12 protein-coding genes and 1 pseudogene are annotated in these 16968 nt (G+C 71.0%); 10 read left to right on the top strand and 3 right to left on the bottom strand.

The features are described 5' to 3' along the window. Both ACFYZJ_RS27250 and ACFYZJ_RS27245 read left to right on the top strand, forming a co-directional pair. Entirely contained in the window at positions 1-3297 is a 3297-nt protein-coding gene (locus ACFYZJ_RS27250; protein WP_388572150.1) for a sarcosine oxidase subunit alpha family protein, read from the top strand. Further along, on the top strand, positions 3290-3892 hold the full coding sequence (locus ACFYZJ_RS27245; RefSeq protein WP_388572148.1) for a sarcosine oxidase subunit gamma: 603 nt from the start codon (positions 3290-3292) through the stop codon (positions 3890-3892). Before ACFYZJ_RS27250 ends, ACFYZJ_RS27245 begins: the two co-directional genes overlap by 8 nt. Before the next feature lie 398 nt (positions 3893-4290). On the opposite strand, the gene purU is transcribed toward ACFYZJ_RS27245, so the two are convergent. Continuing rightward, positions 4291-5163, bottom strand: a complete 873-nt coding sequence (gene purU, locus ACFYZJ_RS27240; RefSeq protein WP_388572146.1) for a formyltetrahydrofolate deformylase — start codon at positions 5161-5163, stop codon at positions 4291-4293. Between the two features lie 268 nt (positions 5164-5431). Here purU and ACFYZJ_RS27235 point away from each other — a divergent pair. After that, positions 5432-6799: pseudogene (locus tag ACFYZJ_RS27235) on the top strand (biotin/lipoyl-containing protein); the annotation flags it as partial. Positions 6800-6942: 143 nt separating this feature from the next. Here ACFYZJ_RS27235 and ACFYZJ_RS27230 read toward each other — a convergent pair. After that, complete coding sequence (locus tag ACFYZJ_RS27230; RefSeq protein WP_388572144.1) at positions 6943-7416, bottom strand: MarR family winged helix-turn-helix transcriptional regulator; 474 nt, start codon at positions 7414-7416, stop codon at positions 6943-6945. Between the two features lie 119 nt (positions 7417-7535). On the opposite strand from ACFYZJ_RS27230, the gene ACFYZJ_RS27225 reads away from it, so the two are divergent. Further along, the gene (locus tag ACFYZJ_RS27225; protein ID WP_388572142.1) at positions 7536-7898 is read left to right on the top strand and encodes an HGxxPAAW family protein; all 363 of its coding nucleotides are present in this window, start codon (positions 7536-7538) and stop codon (positions 7896-7898) included. 82 nt (positions 7899-7980) lie between these two features. Here the strand turns inward: ACFYZJ_RS27225 and ACFYZJ_RS27220 are convergent, their stop codons facing one another. After that, a complete protein-coding gene (locus ACFYZJ_RS27220) occupies positions 7981-8595 on the bottom strand; it encodes a TetR family transcriptional regulator (protein WP_388572140.1) in 615 nt (204 codons plus the stop codon). Positions 8596-8677: 82 nt separating this feature from the next. Here ACFYZJ_RS27220 and ACFYZJ_RS27215 point away from each other — a divergent pair, with 82 nt between their 5' ends. From ACFYZJ_RS27215 to ACFYZJ_RS27190, 6 genes are all read left to right on the top strand, one after another. Beyond that, the gene (locus tag ACFYZJ_RS27215) at positions 8678-9613 is read left to right on the top strand and encodes an oxidoreductase (protein ID WP_388572138.1); all 936 of its coding nucleotides are present in this window, start codon (positions 8678-8680) and stop codon (positions 9611-9613) included. A 14-nt stretch (positions 9614-9627) separates the two neighbouring features. Then, entirely contained in the window at positions 9628-10413 is a 786-nt protein-coding gene (locus tag ACFYZJ_RS27210) for a thioesterase II family protein (RefSeq protein ID WP_388572136.1), read from the top strand. A gap of 292 nt (positions 10414-10705) precedes the next feature. Next, positions 10706-11743: a cytochrome P450 gene (locus tag ACFYZJ_RS27205; RefSeq protein WP_388572134.1), complete on the top strand. Its 1038-nt coding sequence runs from the start codon at positions 10706-10708 to the stop codon at positions 11741-11743. Between the two features lie 2 nt (positions 11744-11745). Continuing rightward, positions 11746-11964 (top strand): ferredoxin, encoded by a 219-nt coding sequence (locus ACFYZJ_RS27200; RefSeq protein WP_388572133.1) that lies wholly within the window; start codon positions 11746-11748, stop codon positions 11962-11964. Between the two features lie 335 nt (positions 11965-12299). Continuing rightward, positions 12300-12878, top strand: coding sequence for a LuxR family transcriptional regulator (locus tag ACFYZJ_RS27195; protein ID WP_388572131.1), 579 nt, complete (start codon positions 12300-12302; stop codon positions 12876-12878). Between the two features lie 296 nt (positions 12879-13174). Beyond that, positions 13175-16968, top strand: a 3794-nt coding sequence (locus ACFYZJ_RS27190; protein ID WP_388572130.1) for a type I polyketide synthase, incomplete at its 3' end; no start/stop codon positions are given.

Here is a 16968-nt window from a genome sequence, read left to right as displayed (position 1 = left end):
ATGCTGCTCATCCCCTGCCCGTGGTGCGGGCCCCGTGACGAGGCCGAGTTCCACTACGGTGGCCAGGCCCATGTGCCCTACCCCGAGGACCCCGCGGCCCTCACCGACGAGGAGTGGGCGCGCTACCTGTTCTTCCGCGACAACCCCAAGGGCCCGTTCGCCGAGCGCTGGAGCCACGCGGCGGGCTGCCGCAGGTGGTTCAACGCGGTGCGGGACACGGCGACGAACGAGATCCTGGCGGTGTACCGGGTGGGGGAGGACCGCCCGGAAGCGAGTGGGCTGCGTCCGGCCACGACGGGGTCGTGCCCGGCTGCTGCACCGCCGCGTCCGGCCACCACCGAGCCACCTTCGGCAACATCAGCCCGACCGGCGATTGAGGACGAGCCCGTTCAGGGCGACGGGGGTCCGGGGGCGGAGCCCCCGGCCGGGGTCCAGGGGGCGGGCCCCCTGGTTTCGGGAAGGGGCGGGGTGGGGGAGGACAACCAGCCGTTCCGCCTCCCCACCGGCGGCCGCATAGACCGAGACACCCCTCTCACCTTCACCTTCGACGGCACCGCATACCAGGGCTACCGAGGCGACACCCTCGCCTCCGCCCTGCTCGCCAACGGCGTCATCGCGGCAGCGACAAGCATCAAACGAGGCCGCCCCCGCGGCATCTTCTCCGCCGGCGTCGAGGAACCCAACGCGGTCGTCCAGATCGAGGAACCCTTCCCCGAGCCCATGCTCCCCGCCACCACCGTAGAGCTCTACGAGGGCCTGGTGGCGAGCAGCCTCCCAGGCCAGGGCCGCCTCGCCGGCGAACCCGACCCCGCCCGCTACGACGCCGTACACGCCCACTGCGACCTGCTGGTCGTCGGCGCCGGACCGGCCGGCCTGGCGGCGGCAGCGGCGGCGGCGAGCAGCGGCGCGCGCGTCATCCTCGCCGACGACCAGCCGGAACCCGGCGGCAGCCTGCTCGGCACCGGCGAACACCTCGACTGGGTGGAGGCGACGCGCGCCCAACTCGAAGCCGCCCCCGAGGTGCGCGTCCTGCGCCGCACCACCGTCTTCGGCCACTACGACGACAACCACCTGCTCGCTGTCGAGCGCCGCACCAACCACCTGGGCGCCGACGCCCCGGCGAACATCTCCCGCGAGCGCGTCTGGCGGATCCGCGCCCGGCGCGTCGTCCTCGCCACCGGCGCCCACGAGCGTTCGCTGGCCTTCGGCGACAACGACCGCCCCGGCGTGATGCTCGCGGCCTCGGCCCGGACGTACCTCCACCGGTACGCGGTTCTGCCCGGCCGGCACGCGGTCGTGTTCACCACCAACGACAGTGCCTACGCAGCCGCACTCGACCTGGCGGCGGCGGGAGTGGACATCGCGGCGATCGTCGACACCCGGGCCGAGCCGGGGGAATGGGCCGAGCGTGCCCGATCCGCCGGGATCGAGGTGCTGGCCGGGCACGCGGTGACCGGCACGGAGGGCGGAGACCGCCTCACCGGCGTCACGGTCGCCCCGTATGGAGACACCGCGGGACGGCGCGGATTCGCCGTCGACCTGCTCCTCGTCTCCGGCGGTTGGAACCCGGTCGCGCACCTGTTCAGCCAGGCGGGCGGCAAGCTCCGCCACGACGACGTACTCGGCACGTTCGTTCCCGACGGCTGCCGCCAGGCCGTGGCGGCCGCGGGCGGCGCGAACGGCGCCTTCGACCTCGCCACGGCCCTCGCGCAGGGCGCGGCGGCCGGTGCCCGGGCGGTCGAGGCGGAGGGGTACACCGCCGAGGCACCCGCCCTTCCGGCCGTGGCCGCCCAGCCGTACACCCCGCCCATGCACGTCTTCACCATCCCCAACGCCACCGGCGCCCCCCGGTTCGTCGACCTCCAGCGCGACGTCACGGTCGACGACCTCGCGCGGGCGACCGGCGCCGGTCTGCGTTCGGTGGAGCACACCAAGCGCTACACCACCGCCGGCACGGCCAACGACCAGGGCAAGACGGGCGGGGTGCTGGCGAGCGGGGTCGTCGCCGAACTCCTCGGCGTGGACATCTCGGCGCTCGGCCTGCCCACCTTCCGGCCGCCGTACACCCCCGTCTCCTTCGCCACCCTCGCGGGGCGCGACCGGGGCGCGCTGCACGACCCGGTCCGCACGACCGCCCTGCACGGCTGGCATGTCGAGCACGGCGCCCTGTTCGAGAACGTCGGCCAGTGGAAGCGGCCCTGGTACTACCCGCAGGTCGGCGAGGACATGGAGACCGCCGTGCTGCGCGAGTGCCGCGCCGCCCGCGAGGGCGTGGCCTTCATGGACGCCTCCACGCTCGGCAAGATCGATGTGCAGGGGCCGGACGCCGCCCTCTTCCTCGACCGGCTGTACACGAACATGATGAGCACCCTGAAGGTCGGCATGATCCGCTACGGCGTGATGTGCCGCCTGGACGGGATGGTGTTCGACGACGGCACGGTCATCCGGCTCGCCCACGACCGGTTCCTGGTCACCACCACGACCGGTAACGCGGCGGCCGTCCTGGACTGGATGGAGGAGTGGCTGCAGACCGAGTGGCCCGAACTGCGGGTGCACTGCACGTCGGTCACCGAGCAGTGGGCCACCGTCGCCCTGGTCGGCCCGAAGTCCCGCGCGGTCCTCGGCGCGCTCGCGCCCCGACTGGCCGTGTCCAACGACGACTTCCCGTTCATGGCGTGGCGGGAGACGACCGTCGCCGGCGTCGAGGCACGTGTGTGCCGGATCAGCTTCTCCGGCGAACTCGCCTACGAGATCAACGTGTCGCCCTGGGACGCCCTGGCGCTCTGGGAGGCGCTGTACGAGGCAGGCGCCCCGTACGGCATCACCCCGTACGGGACCGAGACCATGCACGTCCTGCGCGCGGAGAAGGGCTACCCGATCGTCGGTCAGGACACCGACGGCACGGTCACCCCGCAGGACCTCGGAATGAGCTGGGTGGTGTCCAAGAAGAAGCCGGACTTCATCGGCAAGCGTTCCTACGCCCGTGCCGACACCGTCCGCCCCGACCGCAAGCACCTGGTCGCCCTGCTGCCGGACGATCCCGGCGCGCTCCTTCCCGAGGGCACGCACCTGGTCGCCGACGGTGAACTGCCCACCCCACCCGTCCCGATGCTCGGCCATGTCACCTCCAGCTACCGCAGCGCGGCGCTCGGCCGGACCTTCGCGCTCGCCCTGGTCAAGGGCGGCCGGGACCGCATCGGCGAACGCCTCTACGCGCCCGTCGCCGACCGGCTGCTGCCGGTGACCGTCGCAAGTCCCGTCCTCTACGACCCCGAGGGAGCCCGCCGCGATGGCTGACACCGCCCTGACCGCACGGCCGCGCAGCCCCCTGGCAGACGCCGCACACCGCCTCGCCGCCGCGACGCGCTCCTCCCGGGGCGCGATCCGCCTGGCCGAACTCCCCTTCCTGGCCCAGGTGAACGTCCGCCTCGACGCCAAGGGCCCGGCAGCGGACGCCGTCGGACTGGCCCTGGGACTCCAACTCCCCCTGGAACCCAACAACGTGGTACACGCGGGTGACCTGACCGCGGTGTGGCTGGGCCCCGACGAGTGGCTGGTGGTGGGCCGGCCCGGCACCGAGCGGGACCTGGAGAGCCGGATCCGCTCGGCAGGGGGAGACGAACCGGTCGGCGTCACCGATGTCTCCGCCCAGCGCACCACCCTCCTCGTCGCGGGCCCCCGCGCCCGCGACCTGTTGTCCCACGGCTGCCCGCTCGACCTCCACCCGCGGGCCTTCGGCCCCGGTCGCTGCGCGCAGACCACGCTGGCCCGCGCGCAGGTCGTCCTGGTCGCACGCGAGGAGCCCAGGGCCGGTTTCTGGATACTGGTGCGCTCCTCCTTCGCCGGCTACCTGGTGGACTGGCTGCTGGACGCGGCCATGGAATACGCGTAAGGAACAGCGCACAGCGGGCCGGAACGTCGGGGCGGAAGTCCCCGACGTTCCGGCCCGCTCCGGCGCCTGGGCGCGTCCGGTCCGCACGATGTCACCGGCAACCCGCCGCCCTGGACTCCTCCGGTTTCCGGGTGGTGGTCGCCGGCTTGTGGAGGGCGTCCGGCGCGCGCCCGCTTCGGCGACGTACGCCGGACGCCGGTGCCCGACCCGTGCCGGGCGTGGCACCGCCCGGCACGGCCGCCTGCTCGATCAGGCAGCGCGCCTCCAGCGGTGTCTCGTGGACGTCGCGGAGGCAACGGTGAAGACGTCCGCCATCGACGATGGGAGCGCGGACAAGCCGTCACACGACGGCGCGGCGGTGTCCGCGAAGCCCCTCGGCGGTGCGATGGCTCGGCGCGTCAGCGGAAGACGACCGTGCAGTTGCCGTTGACCAGTACACGGCTTTCGCTGTGCCACCGCACGGCGCGGGCGAGTACCTGGGCCTCGACGTCACGGCCGAGGGCGACCAGCTCGTCCGGTGCGTGCGAGTGGTTCACGCGGACGACGTCCTGTTCGATGATCGGGCCCTCGTCGAGGTCGGGCGTGACGTAGTGCGCCGTGGCGCCGACGAGCTTGACGCCGCGCTGGTGCGCCTGGACGTAGGGCCGGGCGCCCTTGAAGCTCGGCAGGAAGGAGTGGTGGATGTTGATGGCCCGGCCGTCGAGCTGCTTGCACAGGTCGTCGGAGAGGACCTGCATGTACCGGGCGAGTACCACCAGGTCGATGTCGAGCTCGTCGACGAGGCGGAGCAGCCGGGCCTCCGCCTCCGCCTTGGTGTCGGGTGTCACCGGGATGTGGTGGAAGGGGATGCCGTAGTTCTCCGCCAGTGACTCGAAGGTGCGGTGGTTGGAGACGATCGCCGGGATCTCGATGTTGAGCGCGCCCGTGGACTTGCGGAAAAGCAGGTCGTTCAGGCAGTGGCCGAACTTCGACACCATGATCAGCGTGCGGGTCGGGGTCGACGCGTCGTGCAGCTGCCAGGTGATCCGGTGCGCCTCGGCGACCGGGCCGAAACCGGTACGCAGATCCCCCAGCGAGACGGCGGGATCCGACACATCGAAGTGCACCCGCATGAAGAAGCGGTCCTGCAGCCGGTCGTCGAACTGCTGGCTCTCCAGGATGTTGCCGGAGTGGCTGATGAGAAAGCCGGTCACGGCGTGGACGAGACCGGCCCGGTCAGGGCACGAAAGGGTGAGGACGAACTCGCGGCCGGGCTGCGGTCGAGGAGACATGACATCCTCCCAATGCGCATTGCGCAACTATGTGGATGATACGCAACATGGTCCAGGCAGGGTGGCTGACTGGTCAAGGGGTGGAGTTCTTTTGACGCATCGAGTTGCGTGAAGCGCAACGTCTGTGTGATCCGGGCTCCCCCCGACTGACCGGAAGGGCGGAGGAGGCTCGCGGTGATGTCAATGTGATGTTTTCCGGCTTCAGCAGGACGTCTGCCCACCTCCAACGTTGCCGCGTGGCTCGGCAGCTGGGCAGCCGACACCATGGGCCGACCTCTCCGACCCCTCGGAGCGCCTGTACACGCTGGACTACCACCTCCGCCTGGCCGAGCGGATCGTGGCCGCCGGTGCCCACGTCCTGGCAGTCAAGGACATGGCAGGGCTGCTGCGCGCCCCAGCGGCGGCGAAGCTCGTGTCGGCGCTGCGCCGCGAGTTCGACCTCCCGGTGCACCTGCACACCCACGACACCGCGGGCGGCCAGCTCGCCACCTACCTGGCCGCGATCCAGGCCGGCGCGGACGCGGTCGACGGCGCGGTCGCGTCGATGGCGGGCACCACCTCGCAGCCCTCGCTGTCGGCGATCGTGGCCGCGACCGACCACTCCGAGTGGCCCACGGGCCGGGACCTGCAGGCCGTCGGAGACCTGGAGCCGTACTGGGAGAGCGTCCGCCGGATCTACGCGCCGTTCGAGGCAGGACTGGCCTCACCCACCGGACGCGTCTACCACCACGAGATCCCGGGCGGGCAGCTGTCCAATCTGCGCACGCAGGCGATCGCGCTGGGACTCGGCGACCGCTTTGAGGAGATCGAGGCGATGTACGCCGCCGCCGACCGGATCCTGGGCCGTCCCGTCAAGGTCACTCCGTCGTCGAAGGTGGTCGGCGACCTCGCCCTGCACCTGGTGGGCGCCGGAGTGACGCCGCAGGACTTCGAAGCGGCGCCGAACACATACGACATTCCCGACTCGGTCATCGGCTTCCTGCACGGCGAGCTGGGAACACCGCCCGGCGGCTGGCCGGAGCCGTTCCGCACCAAGGCACTTCAGGGCCGCGCCGAGGCCAGGCCCGCGCAGGAACTGACGGCACAGGACCGCGCCGGACTGGAGAAGGACCGTCGGGCGACGCTCAACCGCCTGCTCTTCCCCGGGCCGACGCGCGACTTCGAGGCGCAGCGCCAGGCCTACGGCGACACCGGCGTGCTGGACAGCAAGGACTTCTTCCACGGTCTGCGTCCCGGCCAGGAGTACGCCGTCGACCTGGAGCCCGGTGTGCGGCTCCTGATCGAGCTGCAGGCGATCGGTGAGGCCGACGAACGCGGCATGCGCACCGTGATGGCCACCCTCAACGGCCAGCTGCGGCCCATCCAGGTGCGCGACCGGGCGGCGGCCTCGGACGTACCGGCGACCGAGAAGGCCGACCGGGCCAACCCCGGCCATGTGGCAGCGCCTTTCGCCGGAGTGGTGACGCTCGCGGTCGCCGAAGGCGACGAGGTGGCGTCCGGTGCCACGGTGGCCACCATCGAGGCGATGAAGATGGAAGCCGCGATCACCGCTCCGAAGGCCGGACGGGTGACCCGGCTGGCCATCCACAGGATCCAGCAGGTGGAAGGCGGGGACCTTCTCGTCGAGATCGCGTGAGCAGTGTCCCGGCGGAACGCGCCACGTGCCCCTCGGAAACACCCGTGCCCCCTGGGACACAGCATTCCCCCCGGTCCCGGCTGGAGTCTTGGGTTCGGCTCATGCCGGACCCCGCCAGCCCGGCATGAGCCGAACGAAAGACCCTAGGTCTCGCACGCCTCGTCCAGATACGCGCGCGCCACTGCCGCGGCGCGCGTGAACCAGTCGGTGACGATGGCGATCTCGTCCGACGTGTACTGGGCGAACAGCTCCGCGAGCCGCGCGTGATAAGGGCCGTAGACGGCCTGGACCTGGCTGGCGGCGGCCGGGGCGGCGACGACGCGCACCCGCCGTCGGTCGGCGGGGTCGGGCTCACGGGTGACGAACCCGCCGCGCTCCAGGCGGTTGAGGATCCCGGTCACCGCACCTGTGGTCACGTGGGCACGGGACGCCAGGTCGCCGGCGGTGACCGAGGAGTCGCCGGCCGCGAGGACGTGGGCGAAGCAGATGAGGTCCGTCATGCTCAGCCCCAGGTTCCGGGCGAACTCCTGCTGACCGACGATGCTCGTGGCGATGAGGTCGTCGAGTGCGCTGATGGCGTCCGATGGGGAGGCGGCGGTCCGCTGCTTGCCCTCCATTGTCATTTCCTTAGTATCTAAGATAAATTCCTTGCCTGGTAAGACATCATAGGTCGAGTGCCGTCGGCCAGGCCATGGCGTGTGCGGGCCCGGTCAGGCGAGCGCGAGGAGGCGGGCACGTGAGCGGACATCACGACGACGGCCATACAGTGGCCGGATGGGCCGGTTTCGCCGTCGCGACGACGGGGGCCGCGGTGACCGGCCTCGGCATCTGCGGCTGGCACCCGGGGATTTGGGTGGGGTTGGCCCTCATGGCGGCGGCGCTGCTCGTCACGTGGGTCCTGCATCTCGTCGGCTGGGGCAAGCCGCCCGGGCCGCGGCCGGTCGATCAGCGGAGCATGGGGGTGCGGGACCTCTCCGCGCGCCACGGCCACGCGGGATGCCTCGGATGCCGGCTGGCCGGACGGCGCGGAGTCCAGGTCCGTGCCGGCGCGGCCGCCGTGCCCGCCCCTGAGGCGGCGGGTGCCGACGTGTCGTCCTGAGTGCCGCGGGACACCGGTGAGCGACGAGAGGGCCAGGCCCGGACCCGCAGTCGAGGAGTGCGGCGGATCCGGGCCTGATGCCTTACGCGCGTACGACGGCGTCCAGGGCCGGTGCGATCACGTCGAAGCACCGGTCGGTGAGCGCGGAGGGGTCCTCGGTGCCGTCGCTGTCGCTCCACCGCTTCAGCACGGTGTGGAACGCGGTCAGAGCCATCCCGGCGGCCAGGTGCGGGTACAGCTCCGTCGCGAGCTCGAGACCGAGTCGCTCGGCCACCTCGGCCGCCAGCTCCTCACGCCACTGAGCCTGGCGCTCCAGGAAGCGGGCGAGCAGGGCGGGCGTCCCCAGGATCAACTGGACGACCCGCAGGGCCCGGTCCGCGTGGCCCGCGCAGGCATCGATCGAGCGCCACACCGTGTGCCGCAGGGCGGTGGACGGCGGTTCCGGCGCCGGGCGGCTCGCCAGTTCGTCGCGCATGGTGGCACCCAGCTCGGTCAGGAACTGGACGACCACGTCCTCCTTGGAAGCGAAGTACCGGAAGAAAGTCCGCTTGGACACTCCCGCGGCTGCGGCGATCTCGTCCACCGTGACCGCGTCGAAACCTTCGCGTGCCAGCAGGTCCAGCGCCGCCTGCGTCAGCTCGTCGGCGACGAGCTGACGCTTGCGCTGGGCCAGGGTTCCTACCGGGCGGGAAGTCATTCACCCATCGTATCCGTCGTGACGTTCGTGGCCCAGAGTGGCGCACTTGACACTCGATGACACATAGGGCACCGTGAGCCATATGACGAGTCAGAAGCGCTGGACCGCCGATCAGATTCCGGACCAGAACGGCCGGGTGTTCGTCATCACCGGAGCGAACAGCGGCCTCGGTCTGGCGACCACCCGGGCACTCGCCCGCAAGGGTGCCCGCGTGATCCTCGCCGTACGCGACGAGGCGAAGGGCCGACGGGCGGTCGCGGAGGTGACGGCCGGAGAGTCGGGTGCCCGGCTGGAGGTGCGCCGGCTGGATCTGTCCGACCCCGAATCGGTCCGTGCGTTCGCCGACCGGCTGCGCTCCGACGGTGTGCGCCCCGACGTCCTCGTCAACAACGCCGGCGTGATGGCACCGCCCCGCACACTCACCGCGCAGGGACACGAGCTGCAGTTCGCCGCCAACCACCTCGGCCACTTCGCCCTCACCGGCCTGCTGCTCGACCTGCTGGCGGATGGCGACGATCCCCGCGTGGTCACGGTCACCTCGACCAACCACCGCCAGGCGAAGATCTTCTTCGACGACCTGACCGGTGAGCGGAAGTACTCGCCCATGGGCTACTACAACCAGTCCAAGCTCGCCAATGCCGTGTTCGGATGGGAGCTGCACCGACGGCTGAGCGCGGCCGGCAGCCCGGTCCGCAGCGTGCTGGCCCACCCTGGCTACACCTCCACCAACCTGCAGACGAGCGCCCCCGTCGGCATGGTGAAGCTGCTCTTCGGCCGCCTGCTGCTGCCGCTCGCCCAGTCCCCGGAGCAGGGCGCGCTGCCCCAGCTGTACGCGGCCACCGCCCAGGACGTGCGCGGCGGCGAGCTGTTCGGTCCGGACGGCATGGCTGAGCTGCGGGGTGCGCCCAAGCAGGTCGAGCTCGCCCCGCGGGCGTCCGACCCGGAGACAGGCAGCAGGCTGTGGCAGCTGTCGGAAGAGCTGACCGCCGTGCGCTTCGCGCTCCCGGCCGCGGCCTGAACCCGGGAGCACAGGTGACCGTACCCGCCACCGGCCTCTGGATCCGGCGCTTCCGGCCGGCTCCGGAGGCTCCCGTCAGATTGCTGTGTCTGCCCTATGCGGGCGGGGCCGCACCGTTCTACCTGCCCTTCGCCCGGGCGCTCACGCCGCGCGTCGACGTGCTCGCCGTCCAGTACCCGGGGCGGCAGGACCGCCGCGAGGAACCGTGCATCGAGTCCGTCCCCGAGATGGCCGATGCGCTGGTGGATGAGGTCGTGTCCTGGACGGACCGGCCGCTCGCGCTGTTCGGGCACAGCATGGGCGCCTCGGTCGCCTTCGAACTCGCCCTGCGCCTCGAGCGGTTGGGGCACCGGCCGGCCGTGCTGTTCGCCTCCGGGCGGTGCGCCCCGTCCCGCCCGCGCGAGGGCACCGTGCACCTGCGCGACGACGCGGGCCTGGTCGCCGAGCTGGTGTCACTCGGTGGCACCGACGTACGGGTCCTGCAGGACGCGGAGCTGCTGCGCACGGTGCTGCCGGCTGTGCGCAGCGACTACCGGGCGGCCGAAACGTATCGCCGCGTAGCAGGATCCCGCCTCGCGACCCCGGTGCGCGCGCTCGTTGGCGCCGACGACCCGAGGGCGCCCCTCGATGCCGTACGTGCCTGGGCCGATCACACGGACGGCGGCTTTGAGCTGCGCACATTTCCCGGAGGGCATTTCTATTTGGCGGATCAGATGGAGCATGTTGCCGCCGAAGTATCCCGAACGATTTCGGCCATTCTCTCGGAAGGGGGTGTATTCATAGAGGACAACGTGCGTTGAGGACAGGCTCGATTCCCTGTGAGCTGGATCACAACTTGACTTGTTTTTGATTCATTCTTGTTAGGGTGAAGCCGTCATTTCAACGCAGTCTACGGGGGTCGAATTGACGGAATTGTCAAGCGTTGATGTTGCGGAGCTTCCGGCTTTCCCGTTCATTGGTCCGGACAGTAACCCCTTCATTCCGGTCACGGAAGCCGACGAGGCACGACTGGGCGGACCGATAGGCAGGGTCCGGCTCCCGTTCGGGGGCTGGGCCTGGCTGGTCACCCGTCACGAGGACGTTCGGCAGCTGTTGCGGCACCCGGGCTTCAGCTCGGACCAGTACCGCCCCGGCTTTCCGGTGCTGAACCCGATCCCGCCGAAGCAGGAGGACGCCTCCGGCCTGTTCATCTTCATGGACGGCGAGGCGCACAGCCGCTTCCGGCGCATGCTCACCGCCGAATTCATGATCAAGAACATCCGGCGGATCGAGCCGCTGATCGAGGAGACGGTGGTCGAGGCGCTGGAGCGCATGCGCGCCTCCGGCCCGCCCGCGGACCTGATGAACGAGTTCGCGCTGCCCGTTCCGTCGATGACGATCTGTCACCTGCTCGGAGTGCCCTATTCCGACCACGACTTCTTCCAGTTCCACAGCCGCGCGATCATGGACCGGAACTCCGGACCCGAGGAGGTCGAGGCCGCCCTCGGCGCGCTGAGCGGCTTCCTGGGTGAGCTGATCAAGTTCAAGCGCACCTCGCCCGGCGAGGATCTGCTCAGCAGGCTGGTGGCCGAACGTGTCGTCCCCGGCGAGCTGCGCGAGGACGAGCTGCTGAGCATGGCGATGCTGCTGCTCGTCGCCGGCCACGAGACCACCGCGAACATGATCGGGCTGTCCGCCCTCGCCCTGCTGGAGCACCCCGAGAGCCTGGAGGCCGTGCGCGACGACCCCGGCCTGGCGCCGGGCATGGTCGAGGAACTGCTGCGCTACATCACCGTCGTACGGACGGGCCTGCCCCGGCTGGCGCTGGAGGACGTCGAGATCGGCGGCCGGCTGATCCGGGCCGGCGAGGGAGCCGTGGCCATGTTGTCCATGGCCAACCGGGACCCCTCCGTCTTCCACGATCCCGAGCTGTTCGACCCCGCGCGCAACGAGGCGCACCGCCATATGGCGTTCGGCTTCGGCCTGCACCAGTGCATCGGCCAGCCGCTGGCCCGCGCCGAACTGCGTATCGCCCTGGTGGAACTCGCCCGCCGCTTCCCCGGGCTGCGGTCCAGGACGACGCTTGCGGACGTCCCCAAACGCCACATGGCCGTCACTTTCGGCCTGGCCGAGCTTCCGGTGACGTGGTGAGCATGCGGATCACAGTGGACAGGGAGCGCTGCTGCGGTTCCGGCAACTGCGTCGTGAACGCCCCTGAGGTGTTCGACCAGGATGACGCGGACGGACTGGTGATGCTGCGGATCACGCAGCCGCCGCAGTCCCTTCAGGCGTCGGTCGAGTTGGCCGCCCAACTGTGCCCGGTTGGCGCGATCAGCATCACCCGTCAGGCCGCAACGCAGAGGATGCCGTAAACGGGGGTCGAGTACGCCGAGTGCCGCGGCCGTCCGTCTTTTCGGCCGGATGAATTCCGTCGTCCGTCGATCTCCCGTCGACGGACGACGGAACGGACACGGTATTTGCCGCACACGGAGCAGATCGTCGCACCTTTTTTGCGACGTACCACCGGCGTGTCCGTCTCTTTGCGCCGCCCAGTAAAACCGTGCCCAAAAGCTCTCGGAAACGGTGTTCCGGCATGCGTTCTCACCCCTGCGTGAACTTCACGTCAAGCAGGAGAGCGGAAAACTTGGAAAGCCGGCCTCAGACACGAATTGTTGTATGTGATCGACACCCGTACGCGCGTCTGGGTGTGCGGGGAGCACTCGAGCAGGATCCCGCGCTGACCGTGGTCGGTGAGGCGGGAGACATCGGCGAGCTGGTCTCGGTCGCCGAGCTGTGCGCCCCCGACGTCGTGGTGTTCGTCGACACCCCCGCGCAGTCGGACGGCGACATGCGCGATCTGGCACACGTCGACGCCGCCATGGTGATCGTCGTCGCGGACGTGGACACCGCCACCGACTGGATCCGATGCGCTCAGGCCGAAGTACTGGCACTCGTCCACTCCGACGACCCCGAGAAGGAACTGGTGACGGCGGTCCGCAGAGCCGGAGACGGCAGCGGCTACGTGTCTTCCGGCCTCAGCGGCTCGCTGCTCCGGTGCGTACGCGCAACCCTTCCGCGGCGTCTTTCACTCGTGCCCACCCACACGCCCTTGACCTCACGCGAGTCCGAGGTACTGGCCCTGGTGCGGCGCGGTCTGGCCAACAAGGAGATCGCCCGCCAGCTGGGGCTCAGCGAGAAGACCATCAAGTTCCATGTGTCCAACGTGCTCGCCAAGGCGCACATGGCGTCCCGGGCGCAGCTCATCGCATCCACCACAGCCATGTGAGAGACCTGTCCCCATACGTCCTGACACGTCATGGCGGCGCGGCCCGGCAAGACGGGGGCCTGCACGCGGATGATCCGCGTGCAGGCCCCCGTCGGTGTTCCCGGCCACGGCCCACGGCCCGCGCCCCGAACCGGCCGTCAACTCCCGGCCGCACCACGCCGAGTGGCCGAAAGCCGACCTGACCGAAAGTCCTGGTCGGCCGTCGACTTCCTGTACCGAAGCCCGGCCCCGGGCCCTTCCTCTGGCAGAAGCCGGGTTTCCGTTCAGCGCGGATACTCCCCGTTATGAAGCCATCCATGTCTGGTGACCAGGTGATCGACGGCTCCCGTGACACGGCCATCGCTGTGATCGGCATCTCCTGCCGCGTCCCCTCGGCATCGAACCCGGACGAGTTCTGGCGCCTGCTGTCGGAGGGAACCGACGCCGTCTCCTCCTGGCCGGCGAACCGGGGTCCCGGGCGGGAGCCCTGGCGTGGTGGCTTCCTCGACGACGTCAGCACGTTCGACGCCGCCTTCTTCGGCGTGCAACCCGACGAGGCCGCGGCCATGGACCCGCAGCAGCGGCTCGCGCTCGAACTCGTCTGGGAGGCGATGGAGGACGCCGGGTTGCGCGACGACCGGCTTCGGGGTTCCCGCGCCGGTGTGTTCGTGGGCGTCTCCTCCGACGACTACGCCACCCTCGCATCCCGCAGCGGGCAGGCCCGCGGCGAACTTCACGACTTCACCGGGCGGCACCGCGCCCTCATCGCCAACCGGGTCTCCTGGACCTTCGGCCTGCAAGGGCCCAGCCTCGCCGTCGACGCGGCGCAGGCCTCGTCGCTGGTCGCCGTCCACCTGGCCTGCGAGAGCATCCGCCGTGGCGAGTCCGACCTCGCCTTCGCCGGCGGCGTCAACCTGATCCTTGCGCCGGACAGCATGGTGGCCACGGCAGGACTGGGCGCCCTGTCCGTGCGCGGCCGCTGCGCGGTCTTCGACGAGAGCGCCGACGGGTTCGTGCGCGGTGAGGGCGGCGGTGTGGTGCTGCTCAAGCCCCTCGACCGGGCGATCGCCGACGGCGACCCCGTCTACTGCGTCATCCAGGGCAGCGCCGTCAACAACGACGGCGGCGGCGACCGGCTCACCGACCCCGACGTCGACGGCCAGCAGGACGTCCTGCGTCGCGCCTACGCGGACGCCCGGATCAGCCCGGACGCCGTCCAGTACGTCGAACTCCACGGCACCGGCACACGCGTCGGCGACCCCGTCGAGGCCGCCGCGGTCTCCGCCGTCATCGGCCGGGGCACGGACCGCCGTCCACTGCGGGTCGGGTCCGTCAAGACCAACATCGGCCACCTGGAGGCCGCCGCCGGCATCGTGGGCCTGCTCAAGGCCGCGCTCGCCGTACACCACCGGCAACTGCCGCCCAGCCTGCACTTCACCACCCCCAATCCGGCGATCCCACTGGACGATCTGAACCTGAGGGTGCAGACCGAACTCGGTGCCTGGCCCGACTCCGACGCCCCCCTCGTCGCCGGCGTCAGCTCCTTCGGGGTCGGTGGCACCAACTGCCACGTCGTCCTCGCCGAGGGACCGTACACGGGACGGCCAAACGGCCCCACCGCCCGCCCCGCCACCGCCCGCCCCCTGGCCTGGACACTGTCGGCCCGCACCGGCCGCGCCCTGGAGGCCCAGGCCGGCAGGCTGCTCGACCATCTTCAGCAGCACCCGGAAGCCGACGCCGCCGACATCGCGCGATCGCTGGCCGTCACCCGGTCCACCTTCGGGCACCGCGCCGCCATCATCGGCAACGACCGGGCCGAACTCACCGCACGCCTGGGCCGCCTGCACGAGGAGGCCATCACCGGCGTCGCAACGACACAGGGCAGGACCGCCTTCCTGTTCGCCGGCGGAGGCGCCCACCACGTCGGCATGGGACGCGAGCTGTATGCGGCCCATCCCGTCTTCGCCCAGGCCCTCGACGAGGTGCTCAGCCACTTCGACCCGGCCCTGGGACTGCGCGAGGTGTTGTTCGGCCAGCGCGAGGACGCGGCGGCGGCCCTCGACGGCATGCGCTACATGCAGCCCGCCCTGTTCGCCTTCCAGGTCGCCATGTACCGCCTGGTCACCTCCTGGGGCGTGGAGCCGGACCTGCTCGTCGGCCACTCCTTCGGTGAGATCGTCGCCGCACACGTCTCCGGATCCCTCTCCTTGGCCGACGCCGCCGCCCTCGCCGCCGCGCGCGGCGAACTGATGGAGGCCCTCCCGCCCGGCGGCGCCATGATCGCCGTGGAGGCGACCGAAGAGGAGGCCGACGCGGCGCTCCAGGACGTCGACGACGTCTCGATCGGCGTGATCAACGGGCCGCGGGCCGTCGTGCTCTCCGGGGCGGAAGAGACCGTGACCCGGATCGCCGAGGAGTTCCGGGCCCGCGGCCGGCGCACCACCCGGCTGCGAGTGCAGAACGCGGCCCACTCGCCGCTCACGGCTCCCATGCTCGACGAGTTCGCCCGCAGGCTGGACGGCCTGTCCGTCGCCGAGCCGCGCATCCCGATCGTCTCCGCCGTCACCGGGCGCACCGGCACCGCCATGACCGAGGAGTACTGGATCGGACACGTCGGCGCCACGGTCCGCTTCCACGACGCGATCCTCGCCTGCCGCGAGCAGGGCGTGACCCGGTTCGTGGAACTCGCCCCCGACTCCGTCCTCACCGCGCTCGTCCACCCCACCGACACCGAGGTCGCGGTAGCCCTCCAGCACCGCGACACGCCCGAACCGGAGGCCCTGCTGGGCGGACTCGCCGAAGTCTGGGCCGCCGGCGTGCACGTCGACTGGGCCGAGACGGTCGGTGAAGCCCGCATCGTCGACCTGCCCACCTACGCCTTCCAGCGCGAGCGCTACTGGCTCGACGAACGCCCGGCCACGCCGGTCGCCGAACAGCACCTCAGCTCCGCCACGCTCGCCCTGCGCGACAGGATCCGCACCGAGCCGGACGGGTTCCTCACCCGCTGGCTGGCCGACCAGCTGGCCGAGGCCGTCGGCACCGTCCCCGCGGATCCCGACGCCACCTTCCGCGAGCTGGGCTTCGACTCCGTCCGCTCCGTGCAGCTGCGCAACCGGCTCGTCTCGGCCACCGGGCTGCGCCTGCCCACGAGCGTGCTCTTCGACTACCCCACCCCCCAGGCCCTCGCCACGTACCTGCGGGACCAGATCGTCGGCGGCCCTGACCCCCGGGACACCGAGGACGACGCCCGTGCCACCGGCGCACCGACCGGGGCCGGGTCCGACGACGACCCGATCGTCATCGTCGGCATGGCCTGCCGTCTGCCGGGCGGCATCGACTCGCCCCAGCAACTGTGGCAGGCCGTGATGGGCGAACAGGACGCCATCTCCGGATTCCCCACCGACCGCGGCTGGGATCTCGCCGGTCTGTACGACCCGGACCCGAACCACCCCGGGACCAGCTACGCCCGCCATGGTGGGTTCCTGGCCGGGGCGGGTGATTTCGATGCCGATTTCTTCGGGATCAGTCCGCGTGAGGCGGCGGCGATGGACCCGCAGCAGCGGCTGCTGCTGGAGACCGCCTGGGAGGCGTTGGAGCGGGCCGCGATCGACCCGACGTCACTGCGCGGCAGCCGGACCGGCGTCTTCGTCGGCGCCATGAACATGGAATACGGCCCCCGCCTGCACGCCCCGCTCGACGGCACCGAGGGCTTCCGCCTCACCGGCAACACCACCAGCGTGGCCTCGGGCCGCATCTCCTATCTGCTGGGTCTGGAAGGGCCTGCGATGACGGTGGATACGGCGTGCTCGTCGTCGCTGGTGGCCCTGCACCTGGCGGTGCAGGCACTGCGTAATGGTGAGTGCTCGCTGGCGTTGGCCGGTGGTGTGACCGTGCTGTCGACGCCCGGCATGTTCGTGGAGTTCTCCCGGCAGCGCGGCCTCGCGCCCGACGGCCGCTGCAAGGCGTTCTCCGACGCCGCCGATGGCACGGGTTGGGCCGAGGGTGTCGGTCTGCTCGTCGTCGAGCGGCTGTCGGACGCCGAGCGGCATGGGCATCGGGTGCTGGCGGTGGTGCGTGGTTCGGCGGTGAACCAGGACGGTGGCAGCAATGG

This window comes from Streptomyces sp. NPDC001848, from assembly GCF_042891915.1.
GTDB lineage: Bacteria > Actinomycetota > Actinomycetes > Streptomycetales > Streptomycetaceae > Streptomyces.
The sequence above is the reverse complement of the archived record's forward strand: the minus strand, read 5'-3'. Positions and strand labels throughout refer to the sequence as shown.

What these genes read in the sequence shown, in the direction of transcription:
- ACFYZJ_RS27250 (WP_388572150.1), top strand. Translation starts at nt 1, where the DNA reads ATGCTGCTCATCCCCTGCCCGTGGTGCGGGCCCCGTGACGAGGCCGAG.
- ACFYZJ_RS27245 (WP_388572148.1), top strand. Translation starts at nt 3,290, where the DNA reads ATGGCTGACACCGCCCTGACCGCACGGCCGCGCAGCCCCCTGGCAGAC.
- purU (WP_388572146.1), bottom strand. Translation starts at nt 5,163, where the DNA reads ATGTCTCCTCGACCGCAGCCCGGCCGCGAGTTCGTCCTCACCCTTTCG.
- ACFYZJ_RS27230 (WP_388572144.1), bottom strand. Translation starts at nt 7,416, where the DNA reads ATGGAGGGCAAGCAGCGGACCGCCGCCTCCCCATCGGACGCCATCAGC.
- ACFYZJ_RS27220 (WP_388572140.1), bottom strand. Translation starts at nt 8,595, where the DNA reads ATGACTTCCCGCCCGGTAGGAACCCTGGCCCAGCGCAAGCGTCAGCTC.
- ACFYZJ_RS27215 (WP_388572138.1), top strand. Translation starts at nt 8,678, where the DNA reads ATGACGAGTCAGAAGCGCTGGACCGCCGATCAGATTCCGGACCAGAAC.
- ACFYZJ_RS27200 (WP_388572133.1), top strand. Translation starts at nt 11,746, where the DNA reads ATGCGGATCACAGTGGACAGGGAGCGCTGCTGCGGTTCCGGCAACTGC.